The 11,861-nt window shown below is 71.6% G+C and carries 9 protein-coding genes; 7 read left to right on the top strand and 2 right to left on the bottom strand.

The annotated features are described in order from the left end of the window. Nucleotides 1–111 precede the first annotated feature (111 nt). The 7 genes from CKO28_RS29600 to nadC all read left to right on the top strand — a co-directional run bounded on the left by CKO28_RS29600 (nt 112) and on the right by nadC (nt 9,171). Nucleotides 112–312: a DUF2474 family protein gene (locus tag CKO28_RS29600; protein WP_200339940.1), complete on the top strand. Its 201-nt coding sequence runs from the start codon at nt 112–114 to the stop codon at nt 310–312. A gap of 104 nt (nt 313–416) precedes the next feature. Further along, nucleotides 417–1,559 carry a type IIL restriction-modification enzyme MmeI gene (locus tag CKO28_RS07150; RefSeq protein WP_200339939.1) on the top strand — a complete coding sequence of 381 codons (1,143 nt, stop codon included), beginning with the start codon at nt 417–419 and terminating at the stop codon, nt 1,557–1,559. Nucleotides 1,560–1,562: 3 nt separating this feature from the next. Then, nucleotides 1,563–4,028 (top strand): class I SAM-dependent DNA methyltransferase, encoded by a 2,466-nt coding sequence (locus CKO28_RS07145; protein WP_200339938.1) that lies wholly within the window; start codon nt 1,563–1,565, stop codon nt 4,026–4,028. A gap of 288 nt (nt 4,029–4,316) precedes the next feature. Next, nucleotides 4,317–5,453 carry an NUDIX hydrolase gene (locus CKO28_RS07140; protein WP_437127615.1) on the top strand — a complete coding sequence of 379 codons (1,137 nt, stop codon included), beginning with the start codon at nt 4,317–4,319 and terminating at the stop codon, nt 5,451–5,453. A gap of 186 nt (nt 5,454–5,639) precedes the next feature. Further along, nucleotides 5,640–6,716 (top strand): quinolinate synthase NadA, encoded by a 1,077-nt coding sequence (nadA, locus tag CKO28_RS07135; RefSeq protein ID WP_200339937.1) that lies wholly within the window; start codon nt 5,640–5,642, stop codon nt 6,714–6,716. Further along, on the top strand, nt 6,716–8,311 hold the full coding sequence (locus CKO28_RS07130) for an L-aspartate oxidase (RefSeq protein WP_200339936.1): 1,596 nt from the start codon (nt 6,716–6,718) through the stop codon (nt 8,309–8,311). The genes nadA and CKO28_RS07130 overlap by 1 nt, the downstream gene beginning before the upstream one ends. Next, on the top strand, nt 8,308–9,171 hold the full coding sequence (gene nadC, locus CKO28_RS07125; RefSeq protein ID WP_200339935.1) for a carboxylating nicotinate-nucleotide diphosphorylase: 864 nt from the start codon (nt 8,308–8,310) through the stop codon (nt 9,169–9,171). The genes CKO28_RS07130 and nadC overlap by 4 nt, the downstream gene beginning before the upstream one ends. Before the next feature lie 125 nt (nt 9,172–9,296). Here the strand turns inward: nadC and CKO28_RS07120 are convergent, their stop codons facing one another. Beyond that, entirely contained in the window at nt 9,297–9,542 is a 246-nt protein-coding gene (locus CKO28_RS07120; RefSeq protein WP_200339934.1) for a DUF2312 domain-containing protein, read from the bottom strand. Between the two features lie 384 nt (nt 9,543–9,926). Beyond that, nucleotides 9,927–11,849, bottom strand: a complete 1,923-nt coding sequence (gene ftsH / locus CKO28_RS07115; RefSeq protein WP_200339933.1) for an ATP-dependent zinc metalloprotease FtsH — start codon at nt 11,847–11,849, stop codon at nt 9,927–9,929. Nucleotides 11,850–11,861 lie beyond the last annotated feature (12 nt).

Below are 11,861 nucleotides of genomic sequence, written 5' to 3'. Positions count from 1 at the left end.
GTGGTTCCTGCTCGCCGGCACGGCCGTGCTGCTGCCGGTGATCCTGGGCTACACCGCCTACGTCTACTGGGTGTTCCGCGGCAAGACGGACCCGAACGAGGGCTACCACTGATGGCGCGCGCCCCGCTCTTGCGCCGCCTGCCCCGGCCCATCGCGGCGCTCGGCGTGGTCCACGAGGACCGCGCCGACCCGGCGACCGCCGGCGCCGACCGCCCCTGGAAACGCCTGGCCTGGTTCGCCGCGCTGTGGGCGGCCAGCGTCGCGGCGCTGGGGGTCGTGGGGTATGCGATCAAGCTCGCGCTGGGGCAGTAGGCGGGCGAAGGCGAAGGCTGTCGCTGACCTTGGCGTCACGCGGGGGTTGTGGTTTTCTGATCCCTGACGAGTGCCCACCCGCTCCCTGGCCGCGATAACCACCCTTGTCGACCGACCCCGATTCCAACGCGTCCCACGTCCCGGGCCGCGACCCGGACGAGTTCATCGCGTACTGGTCCGAGGCCGGCGGCTCGGAGCAGGCGAACGCGCAGTCGTTCGTGAGCCACCTCTGCCACCTGCTGAACGTCGAGCCGCCGCGCCCCGCGCAGGAAGACAATAGGCGCAACGACTACGTCTTCGAACGCGGCGTCTACTTCAAGCATCCCGACGGCACCCGCACGCCCGGGCGGATCGACTGCTACAAGCGCGACTGCTTCATCCTGGAAGCCAAGCAGTCCGCCAAGCGCAAGCGCGCCGCACGGACGGACGGCGACGCCGGCCTGTTCCCGCCGGAGGAGCCGGCCGTCAAGACCGGTCACGCCAAGCGCGGCACGCGCACCTGGGACACGGTGATGCGCCAGGCCCGCCAGCAGGCCGCCGACTACGCCCGAGCGCTGCCGGTCGAGCACGGCTATCCGCCGTTCCTGTTGGTGGTCGACATCGCCCACGTGATCGAGGTGTTCGCCGACTTCTCGGGTCAGGGCAAGAACTACGCCCACTTCCCGGACAAGCAGTCCTTCCGCGTCCACCTGGAAGACCTGCGCGATCCCAGGGTGCGAGCGCGCCTGGCCGCGATCTGGACCGATCCACAGTCGCTCGACCCGACCCGCCGGGCGGCGGAGGTCACGCGCGAGATCGCCGACCGGCTGGCCAACATCGCCAAGCGGCTGGAGCACGACTACGACCCCCGGCAGGTCGCGACCTTCCTGATGCGCTGCCTGTTCACGATGTTCGCCGAGGACGTCGGCCTTCTGCCCAAGGACTGCTTCGCCGAACTGCTGAAGCAGCAGAAGGAGACGCCGGCGACCTTCCCGCGCGCCCTGGAACAGTTTTGGGGGATCATGGACAAGGGCGGCTACGCCCTGCACCTGAACGCCACGATCAAGCGCTTCAACGGCACCCTGTTCAAGGACACGACCGCCCTACCGCTGGAGGCCGAAGGCATCCACGAGCTCTACGTCGCCGCCACGCGCGACTGGTCCGACGTCGAGCCGTCGATCTTCGGCACCCTGCTGGAACACGCCCTAGACGCGCGCGAGCGCAGCCAGCTGGGCGCGCACTACACCCCGCGCGCCTACGTCGAGTGACTGGTGATCTCGACCATCATCGACCCCCTGCGCACCGACTGGCAGCAGGTCCAGGCGGCGGTGGAGGATCTGCGCGCCCGCGGGGAGACCGACGCCGCCCGCCAGCGCCTGCGGGACTTCCTGCACCAGCTCGCCACCACCCGCGTGCTCGACCCCGCCTGCGGCACCGGTAACTTCCTCTACGTCGCGCTCGAACTGATGAAACGCCTGGAGGGCGAGGTCACCGCCGCGTTGGAGGAGTTGGGCGAGAACGCTCCGCGGCTCGCGATCAAGGGCGAGACGGTGAGCCCGCAGCAGTTCCTGGGCCTGGAGCTTAACCCGCGCGCGGTCGAGATCGCGGACCTCGTGCTCTGGATCGGCTACCTGAAGTGGCAGCTCAAGACCGGCGGGCCCGACAGCATCAAGGAACCGGTGCTCGACCGCTACGGCACGATCGTGGAGCAGGACGCGGTGATCACCTGGGACAAGCGCACCCTGCGCAAGGACGACAGCGGCCGGCCGATCACCGTCTGGGGCGGCCGCACCTACAAGCGTCACCCGGTGACCGGGGAGCAGGTTCCGGACGAGACAGCCCGGCTGGAGACCTACCGCTACACCAACCCGCGCCCGGCCAAGTGGCCGACGGCGGAATTCGTCGTCGGCAACCCGCCCTTCATCGGCGGCAAGGACCTGCGCGACGAGCTGGGCGACGGCTACGCGGAGGCGATCTGGGCCGCGCGCAAGCACATGCCGGGCGGGGCGGACTTCGTCATGCACTTCTGGGACCAGGCGGCCACCCTGCTGCGCGCCAAGGGGACCAAGCTGCGCCGCTTCGGCTTCATCACCACCAACTCGATCACCCAGACCTTCTCCCGCCGGGTGATCGAACGGCACATGCAGGGCAAGCCGCCGCTGTCGCTCGTGTTCGCCGTGCCCGACCATCCCTGGCTGAAGCAGGCCGACAAGGCCGCCGTGCGGATCGCCATGACCGTCGCCGTCCAGGGCAAGCGGGAAGGTGTGCTCGCAAAAAGCGTGCACGAAAGCGGCCTGAACACCGACACGCCCTCGGTCGAGCTCGACAAGCGCCAGGGCAACGTGCTGGCGAACCTGTCGCTCGGCGCGGACGTCTCGCTCGCCCAGCCGCTGCTGGCGAACGAGGCGATCTCGAGCCCGGGCGTGAAGCTCCACGGCAGCGGCTTCATCGTCACGCCCAAGCAGGCGCAGGCGCTCGGCCTCGGCAAGGTCGAGGGCCTGGAAAACCACATCCTGCCTTACCGCAACGGCCGCGACCTCGCCCAGCGCCCGCGCGGGGTGATGGTGATCGACCTCTACGGCCTGCGCATCCAGGACGTGCAGCGACGCTTCCCGGAGGTCTATCAACACCTCCACGACCACGTGAAACCGGAGCGCGACGCCAAGGTCGGCAAGTCCAGGGACATGCAGCAGTATGCCGACGACTGGTGGCTGTTCGGCAAGGTACGCACGGACTTCCGCGACTTCACCGAGGGTCTGACGCGTTACGTCGCGACCGTCGAAACCTGCAAGCACAGGTTTTTCCAGTTCCTCGAAACGTCGGTGCGTCCGGACAATAAGTTAGTCGCGATCGGCTTACAGGACGCAACATCGATCGCTTTGCTCAGTTCGCGTCAGCACGTGCTATGGTCGTTAGCTGCGGGCGGAAAACTAGGGGTCGGCAACGATCCCGTGTATGTCAAAACCCGCTGCTTCGACCCCTTCCCCTTCCCGCTCATGGACGCCCTCGACGCCGGCACGAGAGAGGAACTCCGCGACCTCGGCGACCGGCTGGACCGGCACCGCAAGGCGCGGATCGAACGGCACGGCCACCTGACCATGACCGCACTCTACAACGTGCTGGAGCGGGTGCGCGAGCTCTCGGCCGGCGCGGACGTCGCGCCGCTGAGCGAGAGCGAACGGGACGTCTACGACGCCGGCCTTGTGAGCGTGCTGGGCGAGCTGCACGACGCGATCGACGCGGCCGTGCTGCGCGCCTACGGCTGGGACGACCCGCTGGTCGCCAAGCCGGGCGCGACCTGCCCCAGCCCGCACAAGAGCGGGGAGCAGGAGGCGGCGGAGCAGACCCTGCTGTCCAGGCTGGTCGCGCTTAACCAGGCCCGCCGGGCGGAGGAGCGCCAAGGCACCGTCCGCTGGCTGCGCCCCGACTACCAGCTGCCCAAGCTGCGCCACAAGCTGCCCCAGGGCACCCAGATCGAGGCGCCGGCGCTGGAGCCGGTCGCCACCGACAGCCAGCCAAGCTGGCCCAGCGACGACCTGGAACAGATCCGGGTGGTCCACCAGCTCCTGGAAACCGCCGACGCCCCGGCGACCCCGGACAGCCTCGCCCGCGCCTTCGCCGGCCGCCTGTCGCCCAAGCGCAAGCGCCGCGTCGGCCAAATCCTGCAAACCCTCGCCGCCACCGGCGCCGCCCGCACCCCACCCGATGCCCCCGACAGCTATTTCGTGCCGCGGTGACGCGCCGAGGCCCGAGGTCGCGTCTGGCCGATCGGGCGGCTGGCTGATCCGCGGTCGATTCGCCTTCGCCCGGCGGCCCGGACACGCCCGGCCCCGGCGTGCTATAGCAGCCGGGCCAGCGCCCCACGCGGCGCGGGCGGTGCAGAGCCTAGTGCAAAATCGATGAAGGTCGAGTCGACCTTGATCGTGAATTTTGCTCTAACTGCTTGAAGAGAGAGCAAGATTCAGCTGAAAGGTGGCTTCACCATTCAGCATCTTGCTCTAGGTGCAGCAAGACGGACGGTGCGCGTGTCCAGTCGGGATACCAGGACGGCCGGCGAACCGGCGGCCAGCCGTGCGGCGACCGGCGGTACGGCCGCGGGCGGCGACGCCAGTCGGGTGACGGTCGACCTGACGGCGGTGATCATCGCCGTCGCCGGGGGCGAGCCGCAGGTGCTGGCGCTCGACGCCGGCGGCGGCGGAAACGGCGACAACGCGGGCGGCGATCTGTCCGGCACGCGGCTGGACGCCCTGCCCTCGGGGCCGCTGCAGCCGGGGCACCGGACGCTGCAGGCGGGCCTGCGCGCCTGGGTCGAGCAGCAGACCCAGCAGTCGCTGGGCTACGTCGAGCAGCTCTACACCTTCGGCGACCGCGCCCGGCCGCCGCACGAACGCCCGCGCGCCCCGGGCGGCGGGTCGGACGGCGGTGTCGGCGGCGGCGACGGCCAAGCGGACGCGGCGGCGGCCCGGCGGACGCTGTCGCTCGCCTACCTCGCCCTGGTCTCGCAAGCGCACACCGATCCCTCGCTGCCGGCGCGCTGGCGGCGCTGGTACGACCTGTTGCCGTGGGAGGACTGGCGGGCCGGGGACCCGGCGGCGACCGCACTGCTGACCGAGCGCCTGCGCGCCTGGGCGGACAGCGCCGACGGACGGGCGCGCCGGGACCGGCTGGACCGGCTGCACCTGACCTTCGGGCTGGGCGGCACGGCGTGGGACGAGGAGCGCGCGCTGGAGCGCTACGAACTGCTGTACGAGGCCGGGCTGGTGCCGGAAGCCTGGACCGACCGGCAGCAAGCGGTGCCGCGGGAAGTGGCCGAGCTACCGGGCCAGCCGATGACGGCCGACCATCGGCGGATCCTGGCGACCGCGATCTCCCGGCTGCGCGGCAAGATCAAGTACCGTCCGGTGCTGTTCGAGCTGATGCCGCCGACCTTCACCCTGCTGCAGCTGCAGCGCACCGCCGAGGCGCTGTCCGGCGTGCGGCTACACAAGCAGAACTTCCGCCGGCTGGTCGAACGGCAGAAGCTGGTCGAGGAGACCGGCGAGATCGAGACCGACACCGGCGGACGGCCGGCCAAGCTGATGCGCTTCCGCCCGGAGGTCCAGCTGGAACGGCCCGCCCCCGGGGTGCGGCCGGGCGCCCCACGCAGCTCACGCCAACGTTGACGTTCGCCCGTGCGGCCTTATGCTCATAGGATGAACAACTGATCGCGCCCGGCACCGGCGTCGTCGGCGCTTGTCCTTAAGCCGGTAATGCTCACATTGAGTATATATGACGGCGAGGACGACCGCCAGCCACGACCGCCAGCCACGACCGGCGCCGGACGCCGGGCGCACGACGAGGAGATCGAGATGGCCCAGCCCACCACCGCGCCCCGCACGGCCGATCCCCGCACGGCCCGGCCCGCCGCGACGCCCGAGGCCGCGGGCGACGCCCGGACGGACGCCTACACCCCGGAAGTGGCCGAGCGTACGGCCGACGTGTGGGAGCGCCTTAAAGGCACGATCCCGGACATCGAGTGGCCGTTCTTCGCCCTGGAGATCGATGCGATCCGCCGGCTGAAGGCCGAGCGCAACGCGGTCGTGCTGGCGCACAACTACCAGACGCCCGAGATCTTCCACGGCGTGGCGGACATCGTCGGCGACTCGCTCGCGCTCGCCCGCCGCGCGGGCGACACCGACGCCGAGGTGATCGTCCAGGCGGGCGTGCACTTCATGGCGGAGACGGCGAAACTGGTGAACCCGGACAAGACCGTGCTGATCCCGGACACCGGCGCCGGCTGCTCGCTCGCGGACTCGATCACGCCCGCCGACGTGCGCCAACTGCGCGCGCGCCACCCGGGCGTGCCGGTGGTCACCTACGTCAACACCAGCGCGGCCGTGAAGGCGGAGGCGGACGTCTGCTGCACCTCCTCCAACGCCGTGCGGGTGGTCGAGGCGCTGGGCGCCCGGCGCGTCCTGCTGATCCCCGACCAGTACCTGGCCGCCTGGGTGGCGACCCAGACGGATGTCGAGATCATCGGCTGGCAAGGCCAGTGCGAGGTGCACGCGCGCTTCACCGGCGACCAGATCCGCGGTTACCGTCGGAACTTCGACGACCTCACGGTGATCGCCCACCCTGAATGCCCGCCGGATGTGATCCAGGCGGCGGATTTCACCGGCTCGACCGCGCAGATGATCGACTTCGTGCACGCACGCCAGCCGGCCCGGGTGCTGCTGGTGACCGAATGCTCGATGTCCGACAACGTCGCCGCGGAGGCACCGGAGACGCGGTTCGTGCGGCCCTGCAACCTGTGCCCGCACATGAAGCGGATCACCCTGGGTGGCATCCGGCGGGCGCTGGAGACGCTGCAGCCGCAAGTCACCGTGGACCCCGCGGTCGCCGGGCGCGCGCGGCGCGCGGTCGAGCGCATGCTGGAGATCGCCTGATGGCCGCCGCCGCCCCGCACACGGCCGAGCACACGCTGGTCCTGGGCGCCGGGATCGCCGGACTGGCGGCCGCGCTCGCCTTGCGGCCGCGCCCGGTCACGCTGGTCACCCCGGGCCCGATCGCGGCGGGCGCGGCCACCGCCTGGGCGCAGGGCGGCATCGCCGCGGCGACGCGCCCGGACGACGGCCCGGACCGGCACGCCGCCGACACGCTGGCCGCGGGCGGCGGCCTGTGCGACCGGCGCGTGGTCGCGGCGGTCACCCGCGCCGCCCCGGACGCGATCCGCCGGCTGGAGGCCTGGGGCGTGCGCTTCGACCGGGACGCGGACGGCCGCCGCGCCCGCGGGCTGGAAGGCGGCCACAGCGTCGCGCGCGTGCTGCATGCCGGCGGCGACCGCTCGGGCGCGGCGATCCGCCAAGCGCTGCTGGCCGAAGCCGACGCCAGCCCGTCGATCGGGTTCGCCCCGCACGCGCGCCCGACGGCCCTGCTGCTGGCGGGCGGCCGGGTCGCCGGCGTGCGGCTGCAGGCGACCGGCGGCGGCGGACCCCGCAATCCGGAAGACCTGCCGGCCCGGGCGGTGGTGCTGGCGACCGGCGGCTTCGCGGCGCTGTTCGCGGCCACGACCAACCCGCTCGGCAACTGGGGCGGCGGGCTGGCGCTCGCCGCACGCGCCGGAGCGCGCCTGCGCGACCTCGAGTTCGTGCAGTTCCACCCGACCGCGATCGACCTGCCGGGCGATCCGCTGGCGCTGGCGAGCGAAGCGATCCGCGGCGCCGGCGCCCGCCTGATCGACGGCGACGGGGAGCCGGTGACGGCGGGCGTGGCGGGCGGCGACCTGGCGCCCCGCGACCGCGTGGCGGCCTGCGTCGCCCGCGCGAAGGCGGCCGGCCGGCGCGTTTATCTGGACGCGCGCGCCGCGCTCGGCGACGGCTTCGCCGCGCGCTTCCCGGGGGTGGCGCAGCACTGCCGGGCGGCGGGGCTGGACCCGGCGACCCAGCCGATCCCGGTCCGCCCGGCGGCGCACTTCACCATGGGCGGGGTCGCCGCCGACACGGCCGGGCGCACCGACCTGCCCGGCCTGTGGGCCTGCGGCGAGACCGCGGCGACCGGCCTGCACGGCGCCAACCGGCTGGCCTCGAACTCGCTGTTGGAAGGGGTCGCGATGGCGCCCTGGGTCGCCGCCAGCATCGACGACGCACCGGCACCCAGGCGGCCCGGCCGGCTGGTCCCGGACGGGCCCCCGTTGGGCGCGGTCGAGCCGGGCGCACTGGCCGCTTTGCGGCGCGTCGTGCAGGCGCGGGTCGGCGTCCTGCGCGACCACGCCGGCCTGACGGCGGCGCTGGCGGAGATCGACGCATGGCGGGCCAGCGCCGACGGGAGCGCCGAGGGGGGCGCCGACGCGGGCGCCGACGGGCCAGCGGACGTCGCCCTGCTGCTGACCGCTGCCGCCCTGCGCCGGCGCGAAAGCCGCGGGGCGCATCAGCGCGGCGACCACCCCGCCCCGGCCCCCGAGGCCCGGCACAGCGCGCTCACCTTGGCATCCGCCCAGGCGCGCGCCGCCGAACGGGCCGCCCGGCGGGAGGCCGCAGCATGACCCAGGCCGCGCCGCCGCCCCACCTGCCCCGCGTGCTGGTCGAGCCGGTGGTCCGTGCCGCGCTGCAGGAGGACCTGGGCCGCGCGGGCGACCTCACGACGGCCGCCCTGATCGATCCGGACGCGTCGGCGGAAGGCTCGATCCGCGCGCGCACGGCCGGCCGGGTCGCCGGCGTTCAGGCCGCCTGCCTGGCGTTCGAGCTGCTCGACCCGGGGGTCCGGATCACGGTCCTGGCGCAGGACGGCGCGCCGGTCGACGCGGGCGCGACGATCCTGCGCGTCGCGGGGCCGGCGCGCGCCCTCCTGACCGGGGAGCGGGTCGCGCTCAACCTGCTGGGCCCATTGTCCGGCATCGCCACCGCGACGGCCGATCTGGTCGCGGCGGTGGCCGGCACGGGCGCGGCCATCGCCGACACGCGCAAGACCACGCCCGGCCTGCGCGCGCTGGAGAAAGCCGCGGTGCGCGCCGGCGGCGGGCGGAACCATCGGTTCGGCCTGGATGACGCGGTGCTGATCAAGGACAACCACGTCGCGCTCGCCGGCGGCCCGGCCGCCGCGGTCCGCCGGGCCCGCGGCGCGATCGGCCACCTGGTCAAGATCGAGGTCGAGGTGGATACGCTGGACCAGCTCGACGCCGTGCTGCCGGAAGGTCCCGATGCCGTGCTGCTGGACAACATGAGCACCGAGACGCTGCGCGCCGCGGTCGCGCGGATCGACGGCCGGGCCATCGCGGAAGCTTCCGGCACGGTCACGCCGGCGAGCGCGCCGGCGATCGCGGCGACGGGGGTCGACGTGATCTCCGCCGGCTGGCTGACCCACAGCGCTCCCGCGCTCGACGTCGGCCTGGACATTGAGATTTAGGGCAAGATGCTGCAAGGTGAATTCACCTTTCAGCTAAATCTTTCCCTAACTTCAACAAGTTAGAGCTACAGCGGTGGCGATCGCATCCCGCGTCGGCGCCGCCCCTGCAGACGCGTTGGCCGGCGCTATTCCATGCCGATCGCGGTCTTGTAGACGTGCAGCAGTTCTTCCTGCTCGCTGCGGTCCTGCTGGTCCATCTTGCGCAGGCGCACCAGCTGGCGCATCACCTTGGTGTCGAAGCCGTTGGCCTTGGCCTCGGAGTACACCTCGCGGATGTCGGCCTGCAGGTTGGCCTTCTCCTCCTCCAGCTTCTCGATCCGCTCGATGTAGGACTTCAACTGGTCGCCGGTGATGCCTTGGGTATCGGCCATGGTGCTTGGAATTCGCCTTTTCGCGTCTGACGGATCGCTCTCGGGCGGCGGCGACTCGGAAAGCGCGCCGGCCGCGTCGGGACGCGGACCCTAGCGGCAGCTACGCGCGCGCGCAACGTGGGAGCGGCGGGTGTGGGCGGGACGGGTGCGTCGGCGGGTTCCCTCTCCTCCACTGGGAGGAGAGGGGCAGGGTGAGGTGGCTTGCACGCTCCGTGGCGCTGCAGGGCCGTGCAGACCTACCCCACCCTGACCCTCCCCTTCGAGCGAAGGGGAGGGAACCCGCCGCGGCGCCTTGCTCACGCCGGGCGCTGCCGCATGCGCAAACGAAAACGGCCGCCGGGGCGGGCCCGGCGGCCGTGATCGTCGTCTCGCAAGCCAGGCAGGCTAGCTCCCCTGCGGCTCCGGCTCCAGGCCGCCGGCGGCGCCGCCCTTGTTGCGGCCGCTGGACGGCACGGAAGCGCGGCGGCCGGGCTGGCTCTTCTCGCCGCCGCCGGGGTCGGAACGGTCGATGCTCTCGCCGTTCAGCAGCTTCTGCACCTCGCTCGCGGACAGCGTCTCGTACTCCAGGAGGCCCTTGGCGAGCGTATGCAGGTCGTCGAAGTGGGTGGTCAAGACCTCGCGGGCCTTCGCCTCCGCCTCGGCGATCACGCGGTGGATCTCCTCGTCGATCAGCCGGGCGGTGTACTCGGACAAGTTCTTGCGCTGGGCGACCTGGTGGCCCAGGAAGATGTCCTGCTCGTTCTCCGAGTAGCGTAGCGGGCCCAGGCGCTCGCTCATGCCCCACTCGGTGATCATCCGGCGGGCGAGGTCGGTCGCCTGCTTGATGTCGTTGCCCGCGCCGGTGGTGACGTGCTCGTTGCCGTAGATCAGCTCCTCGGCCACGCGGCCGCCGAACATCATCGCCAGACGCGCGGTGATCTCCGACTTCTTGTAGCCGTAGCGGTCCTTCTCCGGCAGCGACATGGTCACGCCCAGCGCCTGGCCGCGCGGGATGATCGTCACCTTGTGCAGCGGGTCGTTGCCCTCGACGAACAGGGACAGCAGGGCGTGGCCGGCCTCGTGATAGGCGGTCAGCTCCTTCTCCTTGTCGTCCATCACCATGGACCGCTTCTCCGAGCCCATCAGGACCTTGTCCTTGGCCAGTTCGAAGTCGTTCATGGTGACCACGCGCTTGTTGGCGCGCGCGGCGAGCAACGCCGCCTCGTTGACGAGGTTGGACAGGTCCGCGCCGGAAAAGCCGGGCGTGCCGCGGGCGATCACCTTGGGATCGACGTCGGGGGCCAGCGGTACCTTGCGCATGTGCACGCGCAGGATCCGCTCGCGCCCCAGCACGTCCGGGTTGGGCACGGTGATCTGCCGGTCGAACCGGCCCGGGCGCAGCAGCGCGGGGTCGAGCACGTCCGGGCGGTTGGTGGCGGCCACCATGATCACGCCCTCGTTCGCCTCGAAGCCGTCCATCTCGACCAAGAGCTGGTTCAGGGTCTGCTCGCGCTCGTCGTTGCCGCCGCCGAGGCCCGCGCCGCGATGCCGGCCGACGGCGTCCAATTCGTCGATGAACACGATACAGGGCGCGTTCTTCTTCGCCTGCTCGAACATGTCGCGCACGCGGCTCGCGCCCACGCCGACGAACATCTCGACGAAGTCGGAGCCCGAGATGGTGAAGAACGGCACGTTCGCCTCGCCCGCGATCGCGCGCGCCAGCAGCGTCTTACCGGTGCCCGGCGGTCCGACCAGCAGCATGCCCTTGGGAATGCGGCCGCCCAGGCGCTGGAACTTCTGCGGGTCGCGCAGGAAGTCGACGACCTCCTCCAGCTCCTGTTTCGCCTCGTCGATGCCGGCGACGTCGTCGAAGGTCACGCGCCCGGTCTTTTCGGTCAGCAGCTTGGCCTTCGATTTGCCGAAGCCCATCGCTTTGCCGCCGCCGCCCTGCATCTGCCGCATGAAGAAGATCCACACGGCGATCAGCAGCAGCATCGGGAACCAGGAGATCAGGATCGACAGGAGCGGGTTCACCTCCTCCTGCGGCTTGGCGGAGATGCGCACGCCGTTGTCGCGCAACTGCTCCACCAGATTGGGATCCTGCGGGGCGTAGGTCTGGAACTGCCGGCCGTCCTGGAACTGGCCCGAAATTTCCTGGCCCTGGATGGTGACGCGGCTCACCTGACCGCTTTCCACCTGTTCCATGAAGTCGGAGAAGGCCATCTGCTGCTCCGGGCCCCGCTGGGACGACCCCTGGAACAGGTTGAACAGGGCGAACAGCAGCAGCACGATGATGATCCAGAGTGCTGCGTTGCGGCTGAAGTTCACGGTATCGCTTCC

The sequence above is a fragment of the Rhodovibrio sodomensis genome (genome assembly GCF_016583645.1).
In the GTDB taxonomy this organism is placed as follows: domain Bacteria; phylum Pseudomonadota; class Alphaproteobacteria; order Kiloniellales; family Rhodovibrionaceae; genus Rhodovibrio; species Rhodovibrio sodomensis.
The sequence above is the reverse complement of the archived record's forward strand: the minus strand, read 5'-3'. Positions and strand labels throughout refer to the sequence as shown.